23 protein-coding genes and 1 tRNA gene are annotated in these 23,128 nt (G+C 67.5%); 12 read left to right on the forward strand and 12 right to left on the reverse strand.

The annotated features are described in order from the left end of the window. Positions 1–33 precede the first annotated feature (33 nt). Positions 34–107 (forward strand) — tRNA-Met (locus AU198_RS02790). A 78-nt stretch (positions 108–185) separates the two neighbouring features. On the opposite strand, the gene AU198_RS02795 is transcribed toward AU198_RS02790, so the two are convergent. After that, the gene (locus AU198_RS02795) at positions 186–659 is read right to left on the reverse strand and encodes an SRPBCC family protein (RefSeq protein WP_064345898.1); all 474 of its coding nucleotides are present in this window, start codon (positions 657–659) and stop codon (positions 186–188) included. 117 nt (positions 660–776) lie between these two features. Between AU198_RS02795 and AU198_RS02800 the strand changes: the two genes are divergently transcribed. From AU198_RS02800 to AU198_RS02820, 5 genes are all read left to right on the forward strand, one after another. Then, positions 777–1,520 (forward strand): MBL fold metallo-hydrolase, encoded by a 744-nt coding sequence (locus AU198_RS02800; protein ID WP_064346038.1) that lies wholly within the window; start codon positions 777–779, stop codon positions 1,518–1,520. A gap of 216 nt (positions 1,521–1,736) precedes the next feature. Next, positions 1,737–2,201, forward strand: coding sequence for a flavin reductase family protein (locus tag AU198_RS02805; RefSeq protein ID WP_064346039.1), 465 nt, complete (start codon positions 1,737–1,739; stop codon positions 2,199–2,201). Continuing rightward, positions 2,198–2,890: a pyrimidine reductase family protein gene (locus AU198_RS02810; protein ID WP_064345899.1), complete on the forward strand. Its 693-nt coding sequence runs from the start codon at positions 2,198–2,200 to the stop codon at positions 2,888–2,890. The genes AU198_RS02805 and AU198_RS02810 overlap by 4 nt, the downstream gene beginning before the upstream one ends. Positions 2,891–3,012: 122 nt before the next feature. Then, a complete protein-coding gene (gene mbtM, locus AU198_RS02815; protein WP_064345900.1) occupies positions 3,013–4,533 on the forward strand; it encodes a long-chain-fatty acid--ACP ligase MbtM in 1,521 nt (506 codons plus the stop codon). 30 nt (positions 4,534–4,563) lie between these two features. Further along, positions 4,564–5,316, forward strand: coding sequence for an alpha/beta hydrolase family protein (locus AU198_RS02820; RefSeq protein WP_064346040.1), 753 nt, complete (start codon positions 4,564–4,566; stop codon positions 5,314–5,316). A gap of 11 nt (positions 5,317–5,327) precedes the next feature. On the opposite strand, the gene AU198_RS02825 is transcribed toward AU198_RS02820, so the two are convergent. After that, positions 5,328–6,299: an NADPH:quinone oxidoreductase family protein gene (locus AU198_RS02825; protein ID WP_064345901.1), complete on the reverse strand. Its 972-nt coding sequence runs from the start codon at positions 6,297–6,299 to the stop codon at positions 5,328–5,330. Positions 6,300–6,444: 145 nt separating this feature from the next. Here AU198_RS02825 and AU198_RS02830 point away from each other — a divergent pair, with 145 nt between their 5' ends. Continuing rightward, positions 6,445–7,413, forward strand: coding sequence for an alpha/beta fold hydrolase (locus AU198_RS02830; RefSeq protein ID WP_064345902.1), 969 nt, complete (start codon positions 6,445–6,447; stop codon positions 7,411–7,413). Here the strand turns inward: AU198_RS02830 and AU198_RS02835 are convergent. Then, positions 7,410–8,768 (reverse strand): flavin monoamine oxidase family protein, encoded by a 1,359-nt coding sequence (locus AU198_RS02835; RefSeq protein ID WP_064345903.1) that lies wholly within the window; start codon positions 8,766–8,768, stop codon positions 7,410–7,412. The genes AU198_RS02830 and AU198_RS02835 overlap by 4 nt on opposite strands. Before the next feature lie 19 nt (positions 8,769–8,787). Here AU198_RS02835 and AU198_RS02840 point away from each other — a divergent pair, with 19 nt between their 5' ends. Next, positions 8,788–9,777, forward strand: coding sequence for a TIGR03617 family F420-dependent LLM class oxidoreductase (locus AU198_RS02840; RefSeq protein WP_064345904.1), 990 nt, complete (start codon positions 8,788–8,790; stop codon positions 9,775–9,777). A 40-nt stretch (positions 9,778–9,817) separates the two neighbouring features. Beyond that, positions 9,818–11,305, forward strand: coding sequence for a flavin-containing monooxygenase (locus AU198_RS02845; RefSeq protein ID WP_064345905.1), 1,488 nt, complete (start codon positions 9,818–9,820; stop codon positions 11,303–11,305). A gap of 9 nt (positions 11,306–11,314) precedes the next feature. Here the strand turns inward: AU198_RS02845 and AU198_RS02850 are convergent, their stop codons facing one another. Next, a complete protein-coding gene (locus AU198_RS02850; protein WP_064345906.1) occupies positions 11,315–12,076 on the reverse strand; it encodes a helix-turn-helix transcriptional regulator in 762 nt (253 codons plus the stop codon). Between the two features lie 33 nt (positions 12,077–12,109). On the opposite strand from AU198_RS02850, the gene AU198_RS02855 reads away from it, so the two are divergent. Further along, on the forward strand, positions 12,110–12,475 hold the full coding sequence (locus AU198_RS02855; RefSeq protein WP_231744546.1) for a DUF4345 domain-containing protein: 366 nt from the start codon (positions 12,110–12,112) through the stop codon (positions 12,473–12,475). Positions 12,476–12,480: 5 nt separating this feature from the next. Here AU198_RS02855 and AU198_RS02860 read toward each other — a convergent pair whose 3' ends face one another. Beyond that, complete coding sequence (locus tag AU198_RS02860) at positions 12,481–13,593, reverse strand: Rv3169 family protein (RefSeq protein ID WP_064345907.1); 1,113 nt, start codon at positions 13,591–13,593, stop codon at positions 12,481–12,483. Further along, positions 13,593–14,726, reverse strand: a complete 1,134-nt coding sequence (locus AU198_RS02865; protein ID WP_064345908.1) for a phosphotransferase family protein — start codon at positions 14,724–14,726, stop codon at positions 13,593–13,595. The genes AU198_RS02860 and AU198_RS02865 overlap by 1 nt, the downstream gene beginning before the upstream one ends. Before the next feature lie 43 nt (positions 14,727–14,769). On the opposite strand from AU198_RS02865, the gene AU198_RS02870 reads away from it, so the two are divergent. Together AU198_RS02870 and AU198_RS02875 are read left to right on the forward strand one after the other, a co-directional pair. Further along, on the forward strand, positions 14,770–15,372 hold the full coding sequence (locus AU198_RS02870; protein ID WP_064345909.1) for a TetR/AcrR family transcriptional regulator: 603 nt from the start codon (positions 14,770–14,772) through the stop codon (positions 15,370–15,372). Positions 15,373–15,377: 5 nt separating this feature from the next. Then, entirely contained in the window at positions 15,378–16,055 is a 678-nt protein-coding gene (locus tag AU198_RS02875) for a PIG-L deacetylase family protein (RefSeq protein ID WP_064345910.1), read from the forward strand. Between the two features lie 182 nt (positions 16,056–16,237). On the opposite strand, the gene AU198_RS02880 is transcribed toward AU198_RS02875, so the two are convergent. Genes AU198_RS02880 through AU198_RS02905 form a run of 6 tightly spaced genes read right to left on the reverse strand, consistent with a single transcriptional unit; the run spans position 16,238 to position 23,125 of the window. After that, a complete protein-coding gene (locus AU198_RS02880) occupies positions 16,238–17,011 on the reverse strand; it encodes an enoyl-CoA hydratase (RefSeq protein ID WP_064345911.1) in 774 nt (257 codons plus the stop codon). Between the two features lie 50 nt (positions 17,012–17,061). After that, positions 17,062–18,636: an NADH-quinone oxidoreductase subunit NuoN gene (gene nuoN / locus AU198_RS02885; protein ID WP_064345912.1), complete on the reverse strand. Its 1,575-nt coding sequence runs from the start codon at positions 18,634–18,636 to the stop codon at positions 17,062–17,064. Next, positions 18,633–20,201, reverse strand: a complete 1,569-nt coding sequence (locus AU198_RS02890; RefSeq protein ID WP_064345913.1) for an NADH-quinone oxidoreductase subunit M — start codon at positions 20,199–20,201, stop codon at positions 18,633–18,635. Before AU198_RS02890 ends, nuoN begins: the two co-directional genes overlap by 4 nt. Next, a complete protein-coding gene (nuoL, locus tag AU198_RS02895) occupies positions 20,195–22,075 on the reverse strand; it encodes an NADH-quinone oxidoreductase subunit L (RefSeq protein ID WP_064345914.1) in 1,881 nt (626 codons plus the stop codon). Before nuoL ends, AU198_RS02890 begins: the two co-directional genes overlap by 7 nt. Positions 22,076–22,082: 7 nt before the next feature. Continuing rightward, a complete protein-coding gene (gene nuoK, locus AU198_RS02900) occupies positions 22,083–22,382 on the reverse strand; it encodes an NADH-quinone oxidoreductase subunit NuoK (protein WP_064345915.1) in 300 nt (99 codons plus the stop codon). Beyond that, entirely contained in the window at positions 22,379–23,125 is a 747-nt protein-coding gene (locus AU198_RS02905; RefSeq protein ID WP_502689260.1) for an NADH-quinone oxidoreductase subunit J, read from the reverse strand. Before AU198_RS02905 ends, nuoK begins: the two co-directional genes overlap by 4 nt. Positions 23,126–23,128 lie beyond the last annotated feature (3 nt).

A 23,128-nucleotide genomic window follows, 5' to 3' on the forward strand; every position in this document is an offset into this window, starting at 1 on the left:
GCGAGAGCCTTCGGTAACGTGGCGTTCACCCGACGCGGGGTGGAGCAGCTCGGTAGCTCGCTGGGCTCATAACCCAGAGGTCGCAGGTTCGAATCCTGTCCCCGCTACGAAGTGGAACGGCCCTCGGAGGAAACTCCGGGGGCCGTTTCCATTGGCATGTCGAACGGGTCTCGAGATCACACCGCTCAGCCGGCCGCTTCGGCCTTCGCCTTGAGGCGCTTCAGTGTGAGCTTGATGTGTTCGGCGTTGGCGGTCTCGCGGTCGCGCACACCGGTCGCCATCCCCGCGATCGTCTTGAACCACCCCGGCCGTTTGTCCCATGTGCGTTCGGTGACGGTGCAGCCGCTGTCGGTGGGCGTGATGTCGTAGCGCCAATGTGCGACCGGAATGACGAAGCTCTTGACGTCGAAGCCAAACCTCCGGCCCGGCTGCGCGTCAGTCACGGTGCAGGTGGTGGTCCACTCCTTGCCGCGGTTGCTGTTGTGGCCCCTGAAGACGGCGCCTACAGCGACGCGGTCGCCCTTGCGCCACTCCATCCGGTCGGCTTCCTCAGCCAGCGACGCCAGCGTCGGAAGGTCGGTGATCAGCGCGTAGACCGCGGCCGGGTCGGCCGCGATGGACGTCGACGCTTCAGCAGAGGCAGGCTTGGGTTCATTCATGCCGTGATCGTAATCAGCGGTGCAGGGATCCCGGGCGGTGCTTCATGCGACGAGTGCTTGCCGCCGCCTCGCCCAGCGCCGCAGACTGCTTGAAGTTTCGCAATGAAGGAGCCCGCGATGGCGTTGGTCATTGATCCGCTCGACGATATCGGGGTCATCCGCCTCTCCCGGTGGATCTTCAACTGCTACCTGATCCGTGGCGAAGAGTCCTATGTGGTGGTTGATGCGGGGATGCCCGGCAGCGCCGACGACGTCGCGGGTGTGCTGCTGGTCCACGAAGGCACCGTCGGTGCGGTCGTGGCCACCCACGGCCACAGCGACCACGTCGCCGGGGCGCCGCGACTGGCCGCCGAGTACGGGGCGGCGCTGCATCTTCCCGAGGTCACTCTCGGCTACCTCGACGGCACGCAGGAGCCTCGGACCCCTGCGCTGAGCAAGGTCGCCCAAATCTGGCCCACCCTGATCAGCCAGCCGCTGGACCTGACCGGGCTGCGCGGCTTCGTCGACGGCGCTCGCATCGCCGGTTACGGCGGAGCCAAGGGGATGGTCGGCGACGCCCTGGGCAGTGCTCAGCCGCTGGCCGACGGTCAGCCACTACCGGGTGCCACGAGCTGGGAGGTGCTGCACGTGCCCGGCCACACCGACGACTCGACCGCGTTCTGGCATGCCGACAGCCGGACCCTGATCTCCGGTGACGCGGTTCTCAGTGCCGGCGGGCGCGCGTGGTTCACCCCGGAGACCGTCGACGACACCGCTGCGGCACGCAGTGAGCGGCGGATGCGGGCGCTGCCCGTCGAGCACCTGCTACCGGGCCACGGTCTGCCGGTGCACCGCGCCGACGTGTGGGCCGATACGCGCTGAAATGCCCGGGCTGACACCAACGTCCGTCGACGTAACCCGCGAATCACACCCTCTCGCAACCCGGTGAGGACGCAAGTACCGGTGTAGGTTCTGTCGGGGAGAAGCCGACGTCAGCGCCCGACGGACCACCATCGCGGCTTTTCGCCGACATGGTGCGCTTCGACCCGATGGGAGACCTGTGTGAGTGCGCAGTCGGGTGCGTCGCCGTTCGAAGACATGGTGTCGCTGTTGGACTATCCGATGTTCATCGTCACAACCCATGCCGACGACGAGCGGTCCGGCTGCCTGGTGGGCTTCGCGAGCCAGACGAGCATCGATCCGCCGCGCTTTCTGGTCGGCTTGTCCCGCCGCAACCGGACTTTCCGGATAGCGCAGTCCGCCTCGCACCTCGCGGTACATCTGGTATCGCGCGAGCACCTTGAACTGGCGCAGTTGTTCGGCGGAGAAACCGGCGACCGCACCAACAAGTTCGGTCGGTGCGCGTGGCACACCGGCCCCGAAGACATGCCGATTCTCGACGACGCCGCCGCATGGTTCGTCGGCGAAGTGGTCCGTCGGTTCGACGTCGGAGACCACGTCGGTCATCTGCTCGAACCGGTCGCCGGTGTGCCGCCCCAAGACCTCGACGAGTGGGTGACCTTCGCCGACGTGCGCGACATCGAACCGGGACACGAGGCGTGAGCGCAGAGCTTCCCCTGCGGGCGGTCTCCGGCCTCGACGAGCTGATCGACTACTACCGCGCCGCACCCATCGGGGTGCGCGCCAACATGATCTTCAGTGCCGACGGAGCGGCGGCGTTCGGCGGGCGGGTGGGGTCGCTGTCGGACCCGACCGACCAACGGCTGCTGGTCGCCCTGCGCGGGTTCGCCGATGTCGTCCTGGTCGGCGCCGCAACGGCACGCGCCGAGAACTATGGCCCCGTGAAACCATCAGCTACGACGACCGGGAGCACCGCCCGGATCGCCGTGGTGAGCCGATCCGGGCGACTGCCGGACTCGCTACTGGCCGATCCTGCTCAACGTCCGATCCTGGTGACCAGCGCACGTGCGGTATCCGAACATGGATTGGATCGCGAGAAGCGTTGGGAACTATTGATCGCCGGTACCGACACCGTGGACGTCAGGGCCATGGTCATCGAGCTTCGACAACGTGGACTGGGTCGGGTCCTATGCGAAGGCGGCCCCACGTTGCTCGACGAACTCGTGGGAGCGGACCTCGTCGACGAGATCTGTGTGACGTTGGCGCCCAAGCTCGCCGGCGCCCGCCTCCCAGGTGGTGGAGACGGTCTGCTTTCCGCGCCGACCGCGCTACGGCTGGACCACGTCCTGAACCACCGGGACTATCTCTACCTGAAGTACTCCCGACGGTGAGGAAGCCTGTCTGACCCGCTGACCGGGCGGCCGCCGCTCGCAAACTGGCTTCGGTTAGCTTAGACGGAATTGACCAGACCGAAGATCGCTCGTTCGAGCGAGTAAGCAGTGCGAGGGTGTCCATGGAAACGTTGGCGACGGCATTTGCCGAGCGGCTGACCAGCACTGACAACAGCCTCTACGTCTTCGACGACGGAACCTGGACCCGCCACCCCTGGCCGGAGGTGCACGCCCGCTCGGAGAACGTCGCCGACTGGCTGCTCAACGAGGAGGTCGCCGCACTCGGCCTGGCCAACGAGCCCACCGTCGAACTCATCGCGGCCATCCTCGGCGCCTTCCAGGCCGGCGTCCCGGTGACGATCGCGCCCGGCCCCGTCCGAGGGGCCGACGCCGACAAGTGGGCGCAATCGACGGTGGCCCGGTTCGCGGGCATGGGCGTCAGCCACGTGCTCAGTAGGGGGCGGCAACTGGAGCAACTCGGCCTCGTCGAGAGCGGCCCGACGGTCAAGGATTTGGATTCGGTTGCTCCACTGACCAAATCGACGAACTTCCGGCGACCCGATCGGGCGGCCGACGTCGCGATCCTGCAGGGCACGGCCGGTTCGACGGGCGTGCCGCGCGCCGTGCAGCTATCGCCGGATGCGGTGCTTGCCAACCTCGACGGCCTGAACACGCGGATCGGGGTCGGAGAGGGCGACGTCGGCTGTTCCTGGCTGCCGCTGTATCACGACATGGGCCTGAGCTTCGTGCTCGCCGGAGCGTTGACCGGCATCGACGTCTGGCAGGCGCCGACCGCGGCGTTTCAGGCGTCGCCATTTCGGTGGCTGAACTGGCTCACCGAGAGTCGCGCCACGATCACCGCAGCGCCGAACATGGCCTACGGCTTGATCGGCAAGTACTCGCGACGCGTCACCGACGTCGACCTTTCTGACCTGCGGTTCGCGCTCAACGGCGGCGAACCCATCGACTGTGCGCTCACCGCCCGGTTCGCCGAGGAGATGGCCCGATTCGGATTCTCCGCCGGTGCGCTCGCGCCCTCCTACGGCTTGGCCGAATCCACTTGTGCGGTAACGGTTCCCGAGCCAGGACGCGGCCTGATCGTCGACGACAATGGTCAAGCACTGCTCGGCGAACCCATACCCGGAATGTCGGTGCGCCTAGAACCGCGCGACGACGACGAGGTCGGCGAGATACACATCCGCGGGACCTCGATGATGTCGGGATACCGCGGCGACGCACCGTTGAATCCCGACGATTGGTTCCCCACAGGCGATCTCGGCTACTTCGTCGACGGCAGCCTCGTCGTGTGCGGTCGCGCCAAGGAACTGATCACCGTCGCCGGCCGCAACATCTTTCCCGCAGAGGTCGAGCGGGTGGCCGCGGGCGCGGCCGGTGTGCGCGAAGGCGCCGTGGTGGCCGTCGGCGTGGGGGAGCGGTCGATCCGTCCGGGTGTCGCGATCGTCGCCGAGTTCCGAGGACCCGACGAGGCGCGGTCCCGCGCCGACCTCATCGAGCGCGTCGCATCCGAATGCGGCGTGGTGCCCAGCGAGGTGGTCTTCGTCCGGCCGGGCGCGTTGCCGCGTACCTCGTCGGGCAAGCTGCGCAGGCTCGAGGTGAAACGCGACCTGCTGCAACAGCAGTGAGCCCGTCGACCGCGTGACAGGATGACGCGCGTGGGTGAACGCGTCAGCTTCCCGAGCACCAGCGGACCCGCGCTCGCGGGCGTGATCGACCTGCCCGACGGCGACGTGCGCGGTTGGGGTGTGTTCGCACACGGGTTCACGCTCGGCAAGGACTCGCCGGCGGCCAGTCGGATCTGCAAGCAACTCGCCGCCGAGGGCATCGGCATGCTGCGGTTCGACAACCTCGGGCTTGGCGACTCGGACGGCGACTGGAGTGACGGGTCGTTCTCGCACAAGGTCGCCGACACCGTGCGGGCCGTGGAGTTCATGAACTCCGAAGGCCGCGAGGTGCGCCTGCTGGTCGGGCATTCCTTCGGCGGCTCGGCCGTCATCGCCGCCGCCCACGACTGCCCGACCGTGAAGGCGGTCGCGACGGTCGCGGCCCCCTACGAGCCCGCGCACGTGGAGCGGATCTACGACGCGGTCGTCGAGCGCATCGAGGAAGAGGGGGAGGCGCAGTTTCGCGTCGGCGGCAAGGCGCTGACGCTCAAGCGGCACTTCCTCGAAGACGTCCGCGACGCCGACCTCCGCGAACGCATACACACCCTGCGCCGCGCGCTGCTGGTGATGCATTCGCCGACCGACAACACCGTCGGCATCGCCAACGCCAGCGAGATCTTCCAGGCCGCGCGTCACCCGCGTAGCTTCGTCTCACTCGAAGGCGCCGATCACCTGCTGACCGGAAAGGATCAGGCGGCGCGGGCGGCACGCATCGTCAGCGCCTGGGCCGACCCGTACCTGTAGGCATTCGCGCGTCACCGCACGGCGACGACGACCTTGCCCTTCGCCGAGCGATCCTCCAGCGCGGCAATCGCGTCCGCGGCCCGCTCGAACGCAAACACCTGCGGTTGCGGTGCGGACACCTTGCCCGAGGCCAGCAGCGGCTCGAGTTCGGCCCACTGCTCGGCGAGGTAATTGGGATGAATGAAAGTCCAAGCGCCCCAACCCACTCCGACCGCGTCGACATTGTTGAGTAGCAGCCGGTTCACCTTCACAGTGGGAATCTCGCCGCCGGTGAACCCGACCACGAGCAGCCGTCCCCCCGGGGCCAGCGAACGTAGCGAGTCGGTGAACCGATCCCCGCCGACCGGGTCGACGACGATGTCCACCCCGCGTCCCTCGGTCAACTCCTTCACCTTGTCCTTGAACCCGTCGACCGGTACGACGTCGGTTGCGCCCGCCGCCCTGGCCACCGCGGCCTTCTCCTCGGTACTCACCACCGCGATCACCCGAGAGGCACCCCATGCCGGGGCCAACCGCAGCGTCGAGGTTCCGATGCCGCCCGCCGCCCCGTGCACCAGCACGGTCTCGCCCTCGGCCAGCCGCCCCCGCGTGCGCAGCGCGTGGTGCATCGTGAGGTCGTTGAAGAGCAGCCCGGCGCCGGCCTCGAAGGAGACGTTGTCGGGCAGCTTGAAGACGCGTTCGGCGGGCAGGGCGACGACCTCGGCCATCGCGCCGCACAACATCGTCAGCGCCGCGACGCGATCGCCCGCCTGCACATGTGCGCCGTCGGGCGCACTGCGCACCACGCCGGCGACCTCACCGCCGGGTGTATAGGGCATCTCGGGCTTGTACTGATAGAGCCCGCGCGACTGCAACACATCGGGAAACGCGACCCCGGCCGCGTGCACATCGATGACGACAGCACCGTCGCCGTCGGGCTCGTCGACGTCGACGAGCTTGGCGGCTTGAGGTCCGTCGAGGCTGGCAATCTGAATCGCGCGCATGCCGCCATTTAACTCGACTCGAACGCCGGAGCCTCCGCCGCTGCACCGATACTCGCCAAAACCCGGCGGGGGGTGCCGCCGGAAGCGCACACTATTAGATAAGCTCACTTATCCGGCAACGTTGCCGAGTTCGAACGGAGCGCACATGACCAGTGGTCCCCGCAGCCGGTCGAGGGTTTCGGCCTTCGCTCCCGCTCGGTCCCTCCCATCCGGACGCGCCGTCGAGGTGCGCTCGAGGGACGGCATTCGCCTGCACGCCGAGGTCTTCGGTCGCGAGGACGGCTATCCGATCGTCCTGGCGCACGGCATCACGTGCGCGCTGCGGGTGTGGGCCCATCAGATCGCCGACCTGTCTCGCGACTACCGCGTGATCGCATTCGACCACCGCGGCCACGGCCGCAGCGCGGTCCCGGTCCGCCGCGGCGCCTACAGCCTCGATCATCTGGCCGCCGACCTCGACTCCGTCCTGGAAGCCACGCTGGCCCCCGGTGAACGGGCGGTCATCGCCGGCCATTCGATGGGTGGCATCGCGATCACCTCCTGGGCCGAGCGCTACTCCGAGCGGGTAACCGAACGCGCCGACGGCGTCGCGCTCATCAACACCACCACCGGCGACCTGTTGCGCAACGTCAAGTTGCTGCCCGTGCCCGCGCCGCTGGCCAACGTTCGGGTTCGCACCGCGGGAACCTTCCTGAAGACGTTCGGCGCGTTCCCCGTGCCGCGCGCCATCCACGGCCCGAATCAGCGCTTCGTGTCGATGCTGGCGGTGGGCCGCGACGCCGATCCGGCGATCGCCTCGTTCGTGCACGAACTGTTCGCCGCGACCTCGCCGGTAGGTCGCGGCGGCTGGGCCCGTACGCTCGTCGAGCATCTCGGTCCCCGGCACATCGAGCTGCACAACCTGGTCGTGCCGACGCTGGTGATCGGCAGCCAGAAGGACCGGCTGCTGCCGCTGACGTCGTCTCGCCGGATCGCCGAGGCGGCGCCCAACCTGCGCGATTTCGTGGAGTTGGCCGGCGGTCACTGCGCCATCCTGGAACGCCCCGACGAGGTGAACAGGCACCTGCGTGGGCTGGTCGAGTCGGTGACCGCCGAGCGCCGCATCAGCTCCTAGTCACCCGCGAGCGCGCGGTGCACCTCGTCGGCCGCGCGCCGACCGGACCGGACCGCGCCGTCGAGGAAACCCGTCCACGCGTCAGCGGTTTCGGTTCCCGCCCAATAGATCCCGTCGATCGGCTTGCGCAGCCACGGACCGTACGTCGTCCACGAGCCGGGTGGCACGGCCGCCGTCGGCCCTCCCGGCGCGAAATCCTCTGCGCCCCAGCAATAGTCGAGATAGTCGATCGGGCTGAGTGCGGCGTCGCCGAACAGCCCCGCGAAACCCGAAAGCGCGCGCTCCCGACGTTGCGCCGCCGGCAGCGCGTCGAACGAGCGGGCGTCGACAAAGCCCAGCAGGATGCCGGGGCCGGCCGAGTCCGAGGGGCTGACGTCGAACGTGATGAACACCGGGCCCTCGTCGGAAAGCGCCTCTCCCGAAAGCCCTTTGGCGCGCCAGAACGGCTTGTCGTAGGCGGCGTAGGCCTTGCTCAGGTTGCCTTGGGGCCAGTGCTGCGCGAGCTTGCCGTACTCGGCGGGCAGCTCGGGTGAGAACTCGATCGATTGGCGGTGTTCGGGAGGGATGGCGACGACGACGGCCTTGGTGCGCACCGCGCCCCGATCGGATGTCACGGTGAGCGTGCCGTCGCTGTGGCGTTCGATGCCGCGCACCGGGGCGTCGAGCACGACACGCGGGCCCAGCTCCTCGGCCATCCGGATCGCGATCTGCTGGGTGCCGCCCGGGAAGCGGCTCTGCTGTGCACCGCCCTCGACGTCGAGCATGCGGTCAAGCCCGCCCGCGGCTCTGACGTAGCGCACGGCGTGCAGCATCGACACCGCGTCGGGCTCACAACCCCAGGTCACCCTCGACATGATCGCCATCAGGTCCCGTGTTCCGGCGCTGGCGTGCACCGACTTCAGCCAGCCGTCGAGCGACAGGGAGTCCAGGGCGTCGGCGTGGGGGGCGGTCCAGGGCGCTTCGACGGCGACCCGCCGACAAGCCCGCTCGAAGCGCCACTGGATGCGCGACACGTCGAGCAGTTCGATGATCGACAACCGGGGAATCGTGCTGCGGTACGAGCGGACTCGGCCCCGCCACCGGATCAGGTTCTTACCACCGCTGAACGTGGGCACTGTCGCACAGCCCAATTCGGCTGCCAGTTCTCCGACGGCGTCCTGCGTCGGTCCGATGAAGGTGCCGCCGAGGTCGACGGGTACGCCGGCGATCGTTGCCGTCGCCGACCGTCCGCCGACCCGGTCGCGACCTTCGAGGACGACGACGTCGTGACCGAGCCGATTCAACTCGCGCGCCGCCGCCAACCCGGCGAACCCGGCGCCCACCACCACCGCGTCGGCACTGCCTTGCAACCCCACGCGATTAGGCTCTCACGCCGTGAAGGTCATGACAGCGTTGTTCGGCCCAACCGATGCGATCGAGCGGGCGCGACTGCTGCGCGACGCGGGCGCCAGCGGGGTGTTCACCTTCGAAGGGCCGCACGACGTGTTCGCGCCGCTGACGTTGGCGTCTACGGTGGGCGGTCTGGACCTGATGACCAACGTCGCCATTGCGTTTCCGCGCAACCCTGTTCAGCTCGCCCACCAGGCCTACGACCATCAGGTGCTCGCCGAGGGCCGCTTCACACTCGGACTGGGAACGCAGGTGCGCGCGCAGGTCGAGAAGCGATACGGCGCGGCGTTCGACCGCCCGGTCGCCCGCATGAAGGAGATGGTCGCTTCGGTGCGGGCGGTGTTCACCGCGTGGGAGACCGGCGAACGTCTGGACTTCCGCGGCGAGTACTTCCGGCACACGCTGATGACCCCGACGTTCAACCCCGGCCCGAACCCGTACGGTCCTCCGCCGATCTATCTCGGTGCGCTCGGCCCGAGGCTGACGCGTGCGACCGCAGCCGTCGCCGACGGCCTGCTGGTCATGCCGTTCGGCTCGAAGCGATTTCTGCACGAGGCGACGATGCCGCAGGTGCGCGCCGGCCTGTCGGAGGCGGGGCGGTCCCTCGACGACTTCGCGTTGGTGCCCGAGATCATCGTGTCGGTCGGTACGCACGACGCGGACCACGACGCCACCCGTCGGCTGTTGGCGTTCTACGGCTCCACCCCGGCCTACCGTCCGGTGCTCGACGTGCACGGCTGGGGCGATCTGCAGCCAGAGCTCAACGCGCTGTCCAAACAGGGCCGCTGGCAGGAGATGGGCACCCTGATCGACGACGAGGTTCTGCACACCATCGCCGCGTGCGGCACCCCGGCCGAGATCGCCGCCCACATCCGCGACCGCGTGGCCGGGGTGTCCGACCGCGTCTGCCTATACCAGCCCGGACCCATCGCCATCGACGCGTTGGCCGAGATCGTCGACGCGCTGGCAGCTTGACTCCTATGGTGGTACTCAGCGGGACCAAGGGAGGTTGCGGATGAGTGGCAATGAGCAGAACGGCGACTACACCGATGTGCTGATCATCGGGGCGGGGATCTCGGGGATCGGCGCGGCATACCGACTGCAGGAGAAGAACCCGCACACGTCCTACACGCTGCTCGAGCGGCGGGCCCGCATCGGAGGCACCTGGGATCTGCACCGCTATCCGGGCATCCGCTCCGACAGCGACATCTTCACGCTGAGCTACCCGTTCGAACCCTGGACGCGGCCGGAGAACGTGGCCGACGGCCCCGACATCCGCGACTACCTGGTTCAGACCGCCCGCAAGCACGGCATCGACGAACACATCCGGTTCAACACCCGCGTCCTGTCGGCCGACTGGGACTCGTCCACCGACACGTGGACGGTGCACACCGAACAGGACGGGGCACCCAAGACGTACCGCAGTCGCTTCCTGTTCTTCGGGACCGGCTATTACAACTACGACGAGCCCTACCGTCCGGAATTCCCCGGCCTCGACGAATTCGGCGGCGAGGTCGTACACCCGCAGCATTGGCCGGAGTCGCTGGACTACACCGGCAAACGCATGGTGGTCATCGGCAGCGGCGCGACGGCGGTGAGCATGATCCCGTCGCTGACCGAGAAGGCCGGCCACGTGACGATGCTGCAGCGCTCGCCCACGTACATGCTGTCGGGGCCGCGGATCAATCCCATCGTGCAGGCGCTGCGCAAGGTGCTGCCCGGCCGGGCCGGTTACTGGGGTGCACGCATCTACAACACCATCTTCACGGTGTTCATCTACGCGTTCGCCAAGGCGGCGCCCAAACTCAGCAGGCGCTATATCCGCAATTACGCCAAACGCAATCTGCCCAAGGGCTATCCGGTCGACGTGCACTTCAAGCCGCGTTACGACCCGTGGGACCAACGGTTGTGCGCGATGCTCGACAACGACTTCTACGACGCGATCAACACCGGCCGCCTCGACGTGGTGACCGACCGGATCGACCACATCGATGCGTCCGGTGTCGTGCTGCAGTCGGGACAGCGCATCGACGCCGACGTGATCATCACCGCGACCGGCATCCAATTGCAGGCGCTGGGCGGTGTTTTGATCAGCATCGACGGCGAGGAGGTCAAACCGCAGGACCGGTTCGTCTACAAGGAGCACATGCTCGAGGACGTGCCCAACCTGGCCTGGTGCGTCGGCTACATCAACGCGTCGTGGACGTTGCGTGCCGACCTGACCGCTCGGGCGTTCGCAAAGCTGATCTCCTACATGGACTCTCACGGGTATACGCACGCATACCCGCATCTCGGGGACAAACCCATGGCGGAGAAGCCGGCGTGGAACATCAACGCCGGCTACGTACAACGCGCGGGGCATGTGCTGCCGAAGTCGGGCACGCACCGGCCGTGGAACGTCCGGCACAACTATGTGCTCGACGCGATCGACCACCGCCTCGACCGGATCGAGGAGTCGATGGTGTTCGGCCGCGCACCGGTGCGGGTGACGCCGGTCGCCTGATCGCGCAAGCTAATTCGGCACCCTGACCGCCACACCGGCGGCCAGGAGCGTCGATGCGGACAGTCCGAACGTCGACTTGAAGCGGTCGGACAGATGAGACGGGCTGGAGAAGCCGGTCTGCATCGCGGCGTCGGTCAGGTTCTTGCCATCGGCGATCGCTCGGCCCGCCTCCAGCAACCGCAGCCATAGCCGATAGCGGCGCACAGTGGTGCCCAGCTCGTCGCGGAACAGGTGAAGGAACCGCGACTCCGAAAGGCCCACATCCGCGGCCAGGTCGCACGACGCCACCGATCCGGCCGGGTCCTCGCGAACCCTGTTGGCAGCCCGAGCGATTCGAGGATCGATACGTCGGTCGGCTGCGGGTGCCGCTACGTCAAGCCAGTGGGACGCATCGTCGTCGTCTCGCGGGACGAACTGCAGGCGCTCCTCGTCGACCTGCCCGGCCCCGAGGCCGCCGCGCCATTCGCCGACCTTCGCGCGGCAACTCCGGGCGCGATCCGACATGGGCTCGAGGTAGCACGAGACCAGACCGGCGCCGTGGCAGATCAGTCGGTGCGCGAGCCGCGGCGGAATGAGCACGCTGCGTGCGTCGACTCGCTTGTGTTGATGCTCGACGGTCAGCGGTCCACCGATACCGACCGCAAGACACCACACCGATCCGGAATGCGGTGCGAGCTTGAGGCTCGGCCCGGCATACAGGGCTTGGCCGGGCCACAACCACACCGTCGGACAGCAGGTTTGTGGAAGCGCGTCAGCCGCGTGTGCGGTCATGCTGGCCTCCTGATCGATTGACGGGAGGCTACCGTGGCAGATGTGGTCGTGGTGATGATCGCGGTGTTCTTCGCCGGGATGGGAACCTACGCTCTGGCCGCGCCCGAGGCGCTTGTCCGGCCGTTCGGCACCACCCTCGGCGGCACCGCGGCGCGCGCGGAGGTGCGCGCGGTGTACGGGGGCTTCGGTGTGGCCATCGCTTGTGTCCTGGCGTACGCGGTCATCGACGGCGGGGCGCTGCGCGCGGGCACGGTGATCACGGTCGGGGGCGCGCTGGCCGGGATGGCCTTCGGTCGGGTGGTGTCGGCGGTCATCGACCAACGAACGTCGTTCTACCCGAACTGGTTCTACTTTCTGGTCGAGGCGGTCGCCGCCGCGGCGCTGTTCATGGCCGCCTGACACGCTCAGTCGGCGACGGTGAGCCAGTCGTTGAAGCCCGACGGGTCATGGCGGCCGAGCGCACCGTGTTCGAACAAACCCCAACCCTCGCTGGTATTGCCGCCTTCCTTGCACTCGGCGCGGCCGACGTGGTCGATGACGCCGAACATGGCGCGGCCGTTGACCGCCGGATCGGTCATGTCGTAGGTGAGGCGTTCGCTGAATTTGTCGCCCTTCCACATGCCGTGCAGCCAGTCCGAGTCGCCGCCGTATCCACCGCCGATGTGGATCGGTACCGCCAGCTTCGACTCGACCTCGAACACCACCGGCGCGCCGTCCGGAGTGGTCGCTTCGATGGTGGCGCCGTAGGGGATTCGGGTGCCCGAGGTGTAGTGGATCTTCACGCGCGGCCAGCCGAGTTGTTCGACGCGGCCGTCGCGCCAGATCCGGGTGCAGTCGTTGAGGCTGCGGAACCCGGTCGGATCCTCCTGGATGATCAGGCAGATCCCGAAGTCGTCGAAGGCCATCGGCACGTACAACCACCACATCCCCTCGAACGGGGGATCGGCGGGTCGGCCTGCGGGCTCGGCCTCGCCGATCGGGCGGATACCCCACGACCGGTCGCGGCTGCCGATCCACACGTCCGGGTCCACCGTGATCTCTTCACCGTCGATCGCGATCGTGCCGCTCCAGGACCCGACCTGCGCAAACCGCTGGGCGTCCAACGTGATTCGGGTGCCGGTGCGTAGCACGTGGCGCTGCTCCTGGATGGGGTCGAACAGGCCGTTCCAGGTCAGGTCGACGGCGATGCCTTCGGTCTCCTCGAGCACGATGCGCAGCTTGTGTAGCGGTTGGGTGACCTCGACGCGGTAGCCGAGCACGTGCTGGTTGAGTCGGTCTGAGTCGATGCCGTCGGACAGATGCACCGCGGTCTGGGTGTCGCCCCTCCTGACCAACACGAACGCGTCCTTCACGCCCAGGTTCGGGTAGTAGCCGATCCCGGTGATCACGAAGATGTCGCCGGTGCGGTCGTGGGCGTTGAAGTAGGACCGGTCGTAGAAGTTGCGGTCGGACGACCCCGGCCACGCGATCGGTTGGGGGATCTGGTGAATCGGGAATTCGTCGGTGGGACCGAGCATCAGGAGTCATCTCCAATGAGTCGTTTCAGCAGTGCACCGTGATAGAACAGCGATTCGACGTCCTCGGGCTGCTCGATCTCGCCGAACCGCACCCGTCGCGCGCTGGTGCGCATGAACACACACGCCCAGATCACGCCGGAATAGACGTAGAACCAGTGCAGGTCGCCGAGTCCGACCCCGGTCAGCGCCGTATAGGTGGTCTTGACGTCCTCCTCACGCATGAAGTCGGGCAGCCCGGGCAATCCGGCAAGGCCGGCCAACTCCTGGAAGACATTGTGGGCGAAGATCATCCACGCCGCATCCATCTCGCGCGGCCCGAGTGTGGCCATCTCCCAGTCCAAGACGGCCACCGGCTGGTAGCCGGAGTACAGCACGTTGCCGACGCGGGAGTCCCCCCAGATCAGGACGGGGTCGTTGCCCGCGGCGTCGGCGGGCCAGTTGGCCTCCAACCAATCCAGGGCGCGCTCGACCAGCGACGAACGGCCGATGTCGGGGACGGCGAACTGATACCAGTCCTGTAGCCAGTTGAGGTTGCGCCGCAATGCATTGCGATCGGATCCGTCGTCGAGGAAACCGAACACCTTCTCGGGTTCGGGAATCGAATGCAGTTTGGCGATCACGCCGACGGTGGCGTCCTGCAGTTCGCGGCGCTGTTCGGCGGGGGAGTCGGCGAACCAGTTCCCCCCGAACGTGTAGGGCATGACATCGGGCGGCACCCGGCCGTCGACGTAGTCCATCAGGAAGAACGGCGTACCGAGCACGTCGCCGCTGTTCTCCAGCCACCGCACCTGCGGCACCGGCACGTCGGTGTGCTCCTGCACCAACCGGATCACGTCGAACTGGTGATCCATGCGGTACTCGGAGAACACCGGCACGTCCTGGGGAGTGGGCGCCACCCGGGCCACCCACTTCTGGGCCTGCGGCTCCCCGTCGGCCGACCATCGTCCCGTCAGGATGATCGTCTCCGAGGACATCCCGTTGGCGTCGACGCCACTTTCCACGGTGATCTCCGGTGCCGCCGCGCCCGGCAGGACGGTCGACAGCCACCGAGACATCACACCGGGGAGGGTGGACAGATCGCGACTTGAATGTTCGAGGCGGCTGACATCTTCGACAGCCGGTTCGTTGGCCACAGTCTCTTCTTTCGCCGATAATTACGATACGGTGGGTAGCGTTATGAAACCAGACGCGTCATCGGTTGACAAGACCCCGGGCGCCGGGCGACCCCGGGATCCACGCATCGACGCTGCCATATTGCGCGCGACGGCGGATCTCCTTGCGGAGATCGGATATTCGAATTTGACGATCGCCGCGGTGGCCGAGCGGGCGGGCACCACCAAGACCGCGCTCTACCGCCGGTGGTCGAGCAAGGCCGAACTGGTCCACGAAGCGGCGTTCCCCGCCGCGCCGACCGCGATCGCCACGCCGCCGGGGGATATCGCCGCCGACATCCGCGCCATGCTCACCGCCACCCGAGACGTGTTCGCCTCCCCGGTCGTGCGGGCGGCGTTGCCCGGTCTGATCGCCGACATGGTCGCCGACGACGAGCTCAACGTCCGCGTCATGGACCGGTTCACCGGTGTGTTCGCGGCGGTGCGCAACCGGGTGGCCGACGCGGTTCGGCGGGGCGAGGTCTATCCCGATGTCGACCCGGACCGGCTGGTGGAGGTGATCGGTGGGGCGACGCTGCTGCGGATGCTGCTGTCGCCGGGCGAGCCGCTCGGTGACGACTGGGTTGAGCAGACCACCGCCATCGTGGTGCACGGTGTGGTGGCATAGAGGGCGTGTTCGACGCATTCCCCTCCGACTGGCGTTCCGCGCTGGTGTTGGTACCGCATCCCGACGACCCCGAATACGGGTGCGCCGCGGCGGTGGCGAAATGGACGTCCCAGGGCAGGACGGTCCATTACGCGCTGGCCAGTCGCGGTGAAGCCGGCATCGCGGGTGTGGCGCTCGAACAGGCCGGCCCGCTGCGGGAGCACGAGCAGCTGCGGTCGGCCGCGGTCGTCGGCGTGGCCGGCGTGCGGTTCTGGGAGTTCCCGGACGGCGAGATCCGCAACAGCCCGGAACTGCGGGCCAGGATCGTCGAGACGATCAGCGAACTGGAGCCGGATGTGGTGATCAGCATCTACGGCGGCCGCGAGTGGTCGCCCGGCGCACCCAACCAGCGCGACCACATGGAGTTCGCCGCGGCCGTCGTCGAGGCCTACGACAGCCTGCCGCATCCGCCGCGCTGGCTGTTTCAGAACGGGCCGGAGGCAACGCACGTCGAGGTGATCGACGACGGCAGCTTCGAGCGTGCGGTCACGTCCCTGGCCGAGCACAGGGTTTATCTGTCGGTGCTCGATCCGCACACCCCCACCACAATGCATGCGCGCAAGCAAGTGGAGATGACGACGAGCCCAAGGCCCGAGTTCGGCGGCAGTCGCACAGTGGAATTCATCCTGCTGCGCCAGCGCTAGCACTTTCTTCCGCCAGCGCTAGCACTTTCTTCCGCCAGCGTGCGTGTCTGCACACGCCACGCCGCGAAAAATTGACACTGTGCGCACGGTCGACGCCCGCGAGCGTGCGCACACCGCCGAAGAACGCCCGCGTGTCGTCAGCAGACGCGCACCGTCGCGCGGCACAGGGGGAGGCCTGCCCGTCAGCTGTCGATCTGGCGCTTGTTGCGCTCCGAGACCTCCTGGAACCGGTCGCCGAGGCCGGCGAAATCGCGGTGTTGGGCGAACGCGATCTTCTCCTCGGCGGCCAGCGCGGGATCGATCACCGCGGCCGCGCCCGTCGTGTAGATCTCCTTCAGGCCGAGCATGACCGACGCAGGCACCTCGGAAATCTGCGCGGCCAGCTCGACGGCGCGCTCGACCAGCCGGTCGTGGGCGACGACCTCGGTGACCAGGCCGATGCGCTCGGCGCGCGCCGCGTCGACGACCTCACCGGTCATCGACAGCCGCCGGGCCATGGCCAGCCCGACCACCTGGGGGAGCCGGGCGGTCATACCGCCTCCCGGCAGGATGCCGACCCGGGCGTGCGTGTCGGCGAACACGGCGCGTTCGGAGGCGATCAGGAAATCGCAGCCGAGCGCCATCTCCAGCCCACCAGTGAAGGTCGCGCCGTTGATGGCGCCGACGATCGGGGTGCGCATGTTGCCCGTCGCGGCGATGCAACTCTGCGACCGGAACTCCTCGAAATAGCCCAGGCCGTCGCGTTGCGCCTCTTTGAGGTCAACCCCCGCGCAGAAGGCGGGGTCTGTGCCGGTGAGCACGACGGCGTTGACGGACTCGTCGGCGTCGGCCTCGGTCAGCGCGCTGTAGGTGGCCTTGATCAGTCCGCGGCTCAAGGCGTTTCGAGCCTCGGGCCGGTTGAGGGTCAGCACCCGCACGGGACCACGGTCGTCGACGAGCACGAGCGAATCGGTCATGCGATGACGGTAGCCCGGGGCCGCCGAGCAGGAAAGGCGGCCCGGGCAACCTAACGCAGGAACTGGTCGGCGTTGTTGGCCAGATCCAGAAGCGGTTGCGGCAGCGCGCCCAGTGCGAACGTCACCGCCGCGGTGACCGTCACGACCGTCGTGCTGAGCACGCTCGGCACCACCACCGTCGGGGCGTTCTCGGGCGGATCGGTGAAGAACATCAACACGATCACCCGCACGTAGAAGTACGCGGCGATCGCGCTTGCGAGGACGCCGACCACCACCAACGGCATCGCCCCGCCCTCGCCGGCGGCCTTGAAGACCGCGAACTTCGCCACGAAGCCACTGGTCAGCGGGATTCCGGCGAACGCGAGGAGAAACAGCGAAAACACCACGCCCACAATGGGGTAACGCCGCCCGAGCCCGGCCCACCGGGCCATTGCGGTGTCCTCCTCGCCGGCCCCGTCACGCACGAGGCCGACCACGGCGAACGCCCCCACGCTGCTGAAGCCGTACGCGAACAGATAGAACAGCGTCGAGGAGAGCCCCGCCTCATTGGCGGCGATCACACCGGTGAGGATGAAACCGGTGTGCGAAACCGCCGAATACGCCAGCATCCGCTTGACGTCGGCCTGGGTCACCGCCGCCACGGTGCCTACCACCATCGTCAGGATCGCGATCGCCCACAGCACCGGCCGCCAGTCGTCGCGCAGTTCGGGCAGCGCCACGTAGAACACGCGCAGCAGCGCACCGAAGGCTGCGATCTTCGTCGCCGCCGACATGAACGCGGTGATCGGGGTCGGCGCACCTTGATACACGTCGGGGACCCAGCTGTGGAACGGCACGGCACCGACTTTGAACAGCACGCCCACCAGTACCAGCCCGGTACCGATCAGCGCCAGCGATGTCTTGCCCGACCCGGCGGCGATGGCCTCGGCGATACCGACCAGATCCAGCGTCCCGGCGTATCCGTACAGCATGGCCACGCCGTAGAGGAAGAACGCCGACGAGAATGCGCCCAGCAGAAAGTATTTCAGCGCGGCCTCTTGGGACAGCAGGCGACGCCTTCGAGCCAGACCGCACAACAGGTACAGCGGAAGCGACAGAATCTCCAGCGCGATGAACATCGTCAGCAGGTCGTCGGATGCCGGGAACAGCAGCATCCCACCGATGGCGAACATCGTCAGCGGGAAGACCTCGGTCTGGATCACCCCGGCCTTGGTGGCCAGTTGTTCGTCGACGCTGCCGGGCACGGCCGACGCCTGCGGGGTGAATCCGTCCAGGCCTCGCCGGGCACCGACGGCGACCTCCGCACCGACCTGCCGCTCGGCGATCAGCAGGACGCCGAGCACACCGACGAGCAGGATGGTGCCCTGCAGGAACAGTGCGGGGGTGTCGATGACGACCGCACCCATCACGGCCGACCGCCCGATGGTGCCGTGCAGGTCACGTGCGAGCACCACCACGGCGACCAGGGCGGCCGCCAGGCCACCGAAGCAGAGCACCAGCTGGCTCGCGTACCGGTGCTGCCGCGGCAGGAAAGCCTCCACGAGGAGCCCCGCGATGGCGACCCCGAACACGATCAGCATCGGGCAGACCAGACCGTATTCGACGGTCGGCGGGGTGAGGGTCATGGTCTCGGCCCTTCCGCGACTCTGGGTACGGGATCAGGTTGGTCGATGGTCGTCAGGGTGTGGTCGACCGCGGGATTGATGACATCGAGAGCGGGTTTCGGATACACCCCGAGCACGACCAGAAGCGCGATCAACGGTGCGACGACGACGAGTTCGCGCGGCACCAGGTCGCGCACCCGCTCGTTGCCCTCGGTGACGGCGCCGGTCATCATCCGCTGGTACATCCACAGGATGTAGATCGCCGACAGCACCAGCGCGGTGGCCGCGAACACCGCCAGCACCGGGTAACGCGTGAATGTGCCGATGAGAACCAGGAATTCGCTGATGAACGGCGCCAGGCCGGGCAGCGACAGCGTTGCCAGCCCGGCGACCAGGAACGTGCCCGCCATGACCGGCGCCACCTTCTGCACGCCACCGAACGCCCGGATCAGTCGGGTGCCCCTGCGCGACACCAGGAATCCGGCGATCAGGAACAGGGCGGCCGTCGACAGTCCGTGGTTGATCATGTAGAGCGTCGAGCCGGACTGGCCCTGGCTGGTCATCACGAAGATGCCAAGGATGATGAAGCCGAAGTGCGAGATCGAGGTATAGGCGATCAACCGCATCACGTCGGTCTGGCCGATGGCCAGGATCGCGCCGTAGACGATGCCGATCACCGCCAGCGTGACCACCAGCGGCTGGAAATACGTTGACGCGTCGGGGAACAACTGCAGGCAGTACCGCAGCATCCCGAAGGTTCCGACCTTGTCCATGACCGCCATCATCAGCACCGCACTGGCCGGGGTGGCCTCGACGGCAGCATCGGGCAGCCACCGGTGGAACGGCCACAGCGGCGCCTTGACGGCGAACGCGAACATGAATCCGAGGAACAGCAGGTTCATCACGGCGGGGTCGACGGCGAACTCGCCGCTGGACACCGCGTTGACGATCTCGCGGAAGTCGAACGTGCCCGCGGCGAAAGCGTCGCTCGTGGCGGTCACCACGTACAGTCCGATCACCGCGGCCAGCATGATCAGCCCGCCGAACAGGTTGTACAGCAGGAACTTCACCGCCGCCTTGCCGCGGTTCTTTCCGCCGAAGCCGCCGATGAGGAAGTACATCGGGATCAGCATCGCTTCGAAGAACACGTAGAACAGCAGGATGTCCAGCGACATCAGCGACATGAGGACCATGCCCTCGACGGCCAGCGTCAACGCGAAGTAGGTCTGCACCGACCGTCCGCGCAGGCCGGTCTGGGCGTCGGCGTCGTTCCAGCCCGCGATGATCAGCAGCGGCACCAGTACCGCGGTGAGCACGATGATCGCCAGCGCGATGCCGTCGACGCCGAGGATGTAACCGGTGCCGAATGACGGGATCCACCGGTGGGATTCGACGAACTGGTACCGCTCGCCACCGGGTTGGAAGCCGACCGCCACAACGGCGGTGATCGCCAGGACCGCGATCGAGACGGCCAACGCGAACCACTTGGCCAGCACCCGCTGGGCGGCAGGCAGAAGGATCGTCAGCGCGGCGCCGACGGTCGGCGTCGCCCACAGCACCGTGAGCCAGGGGAAGTTGTTCACCAGAGTTGCACCGCCAGGATCGCCGCGACCACCAGAACCGCACCGGAGAGCATCGAAAGGGCATAGGAGCGGGCATAACCCGTCTGCAGACGCCGCAGACCCGTCGACAGGCGGCTGACCAGTCCGGCCAACCCGCTGGCCGCGCCGTCGACCGCCTCCTCGTCGATCTCGACCAGACCGCGGGTCAGCAGTTGGCCGGGCCGCATCAGCGCCGCCTCGTTGAACGCATCGCCGTACAGATCCCTGCGTGCCGCGACGGTGAGCGCCGAACCGTCCGGGACTTCCGCCGGCACCGGCTTGGTTCCGTACATGCGGTAGGCGATGAGGATGCCGACTGCGACGACGGCCAGGATCACCGTCGTCACCACCCAGACGGGTGCGACGTGGTGTACCTCATGCGCACCGACGACCGGTTCGAGCCAGTGCTTCAGTGTGCCGCCGATCGCGAACGCGGCCCCGGAGCCCACGGAGCCGATGGCCAGAAGGATCATCGGCCAGGTCATCACCGCGGGGGCTTCGTGCGGATGTACGTGTTCGGCCCAACGCTTCTCGCCGAAGAACGTCATCAACATCACCCTGGTCATGTAGAACGCGGTGATACCGGCGCCCAGGATCGTCACGCCGCCCAGGATCAGACCTTTGACGCCGCCCGCGCCGAGCGCGGCTTCGATGATCCCGTCCTTGGAGAAGAACCCGGCCAGCGGCGGCACCCCGATGATCGCGAGGTAGCCGAGGCCGAAGGTGACGAACGTGATCGGCAGCGCTTTCCGCAGGCCGCCGTAGCGGCGCATGTCGACCTCGTCGTCCATCGCGTGCATGACCGAACCGGCCCCCAGGAACAGGCCGGCTTTGAAGAATCCGTGGGTGAGCAGGTGCATGATCGCGAACGCGTACCCGACCGGGCCGAGTCCGGCGGCCAGCACCATGTACCCGATCTGCGACATCGTCGACGCCGCAAGCGCTTTCTTGATGTCGTCCTTCGCGCAGCCGATGATCGCGCCGAACAACAGCGTGACGGCGCCGACGATGACGACACCCAGTTGTGCGGTGGGCGCGAGATCGAACACCGGTCCGGAGCGCACGATCAGGTACACCCCGGCGGTCACCATGGTGGCGGCGTGGATCAACGCCGACACCGGTGTCGGACCCTCCATCGCGTCGCCCAGCCAGGACTGCAGCGGCACCTGCGCCGACTTACCGCACGCGGCCAGCAGCAGCAGCAGCCCGATCGCGGTCAGCACGCCCTCGCCGGCGGCCGGCGCGGCGGCGAAGACACCCGCATACGAGATGGACCCGATGTAGGCGAACATCACCATCATCGCGATGGCCAGGCCCATGTCGCCGACGCGGTTGACGACGAACGCCTTCTTGGCCGCCGTCGCGGCCGACGGTTTGTGCGCCCAGAAACCGATCAACAGGTAGGACGCCAGACCGACACCCTCCCAGCCGACGTAGAGGCCGAGGTAGTTGTCGGCGAGCACGAGCAGCAGCATCGCCGAAAGGAACAGGTTCAGGTACGCGAAAAACCGCCGCCGCCCGGGGTCTTCGGCCATGTAGCCGATCGAGTAGATGTGGATCAGCGAGCCGACACCGGTGATCAGCAACACGAAACACATCGAAAGCGCGTCGAGTTGCATTCCGAAGTCCACCTGCAGCCCGCCGACCGGAACCCAGGAGAACAATGCCTCGTGGATCGTGCGGTGTTCGGCGTCGCGGCCCAGCATGTCGACGAAGAGCACGACTCCGACGACGAACGCCCCGATGGCCGCGGCGCAGCCCAACAGGTGGCCCCAGGCGTCGGTCCGTCGGCCCCCGAGGAGCAGGATCGTCGCGCCGGCCAGCGGCAGCGCGATGGTCAACCAGACTGGAATCGTCATCGCGCCTCTAGTTCTTCAGAAGGCTTGCGTCGTCGACCGAAGCCGACTGGCGGGCACGGAAGATGCTCATGATGATCGCCAGACCGACCACCACCTCGCAGGCGGCGACCACCATGGTGAAGAACGCGACCACTTGGCCGTCGAGGTGGCCGTGCATGCGGGAGAACGAGACGAACGCGAGGTTGGCCGCGTTCAACATCAGCTCGACGCACATGAACACCACGATCGCGTTGCGGCGCAACAGCACTCCAGCCGCGCCGATCGTGAACAACAGCGCCGACAGATAGAGATAGTTGTCGGGGTTCACTCCCCGCCTCCTCTGCCGTTCGTCACGGTGACGGTCCGCTTCTGCAGGATGGGGCTGACGGACAGGTCGGACCCGGAACCGTCAGGGAGCCGGGCGGCGATGTCGACGGCGTTGTTGCGCGCGAAGACACCGGGATTCGGCAGCGTGGTCGGATAGCCGCCCGGTTTGAACCGTTCCTCGGCGAGTTCGCGCTGGGTCTTGCGGCGGCCGAAGCGTTCCCGGTGCGCCAACACCATCGCACCGAGTGCGGCGGTGATCAGCAACGCGCTGGTCAACTCGAACGCCCACAGGTAGCGCACGAAGATCAGCGCCGCCAACCCCTCGACGTTGCCACCCGCATTCGCCTGGGCCAAGCCGGTGAAACCGCCCACGGAGACGTTGCCAATGCCCGCGATGAGCAGCAGGCCGAAGCCGACACCGACAACGACAGCGGCAACCCGTTGTCCGCGAATCGTTTCCACTAGTGAGTCCGACGAGTCGACACCGATGAGCATCAGCACGAACAGAAAAATCATCATGACGGCGCCGGTGTAGACCACCACCTGGACGACTCCGAGGAACAGTGCGCCCTGGGCGATGTAGAACACGGCCAGCACGATCATCGTGGTGGCCAGAAACATCGCCGAGTACACCGCTTTCGGTGCGGCGATCACCCCGAGCGCGCCGAGTACCGCCACGATCCCCAACACCCAGAACAGCACGGCCTCGGTGGTCGTGGTCTGCCCGGGGTTGTCGGCGGCCATGGC

This window comes from Mycobacterium sp. GA-1199 (genome assembly GCF_001500045.1).
Classification (GTDB): Bacteria; Actinomycetota; Actinomycetes; order Mycobacteriales; family Mycobacteriaceae; genus Mycobacterium.

What these genes read in the sequence shown, in the direction of transcription:
- AU198_RS02795 (WP_064345898.1), bottom strand. Translation starts at nt 659, where the DNA reads ATGAATGAACCCAAGCCTGCCTCTGCTGAAGCGTCGACGTCCATCGCG.
- AU198_RS02800 (WP_064346038.1), top strand. Translation starts at nt 777, where the DNA reads ATGGCGTTGGTCATTGATCCGCTCGACGATATCGGGGTCATCCGCCTC.
- AU198_RS02805 (WP_064346039.1), top strand. Translation starts at nt 1,737, where the DNA reads ATGGTGTCGCTGTTGGACTATCCGATGTTCATCGTCACAACCCATGCC.
- mbtM (WP_064345900.1), top strand. Translation starts at nt 3,013, where the DNA reads ATGGAAACGTTGGCGACGGCATTTGCCGAGCGGCTGACCAGCACTGAC.
- AU198_RS02825 (WP_064345901.1), bottom strand. Translation starts at nt 6,299, where the DNA reads ATGCGCGCGATTCAGATTGCCAGCCTCGACGGACCTCAAGCCGCCAAG.
- AU198_RS02830 (WP_064345902.1), top strand. Translation starts at nt 6,445, where the DNA reads ATGACCAGTGGTCCCCGCAGCCGGTCGAGGGTTTCGGCCTTCGCTCCC.
- AU198_RS02845 (WP_064345905.1), top strand. Translation starts at nt 9,818, where the DNA reads ATGAGTGGCAATGAGCAGAACGGCGACTACACCGATGTGCTGATCATC.
- AU198_RS02850 (WP_064345906.1), bottom strand. Translation starts at nt 12,076, where the DNA reads ATGACCGCACACGCGGCTGACGCGCTTCCACAAACCTGCTGTCCGACG.
- AU198_RS02860 (WP_064345907.1), bottom strand. Translation starts at nt 13,593, where the DNA reads ATGCTCGGTCCCACCGACGAATTCCCGATTCACCAGATCCCCCAACCG.
- AU198_RS02870 (WP_064345909.1), top strand. Translation starts at nt 14,770, where the DNA reads ATGAAACCAGACGCGTCATCGGTTGACAAGACCCCGGGCGCCGGGCGA.
- AU198_RS02880 (WP_064345911.1), bottom strand. Translation starts at nt 17,011, where the DNA reads ATGACCGATTCGCTCGTGCTCGTCGACGACCGTGGTCCCGTGCGGGTG.
- nuoN (WP_064345912.1), bottom strand. Translation starts at nt 18,636, where the DNA reads ATGACCCTCACCCCGCCGACCGTCGAATACGGTCTGGTCTGCCCGATG.
- nuoL (WP_064345914.1), bottom strand. Translation starts at nt 22,075, where the DNA reads ATGACGATTCCAGTCTGGTTGACCATCGCGCTGCCGCTGGCCGGCGCG.
- AU198_RS02905 (WP_502689260.1), bottom strand. Translation starts at nt 23,125, where the DNA reads ATGGCCGCCGACAACCCCGGGCAGACCACGACCACCGAGGCCGTGCTG.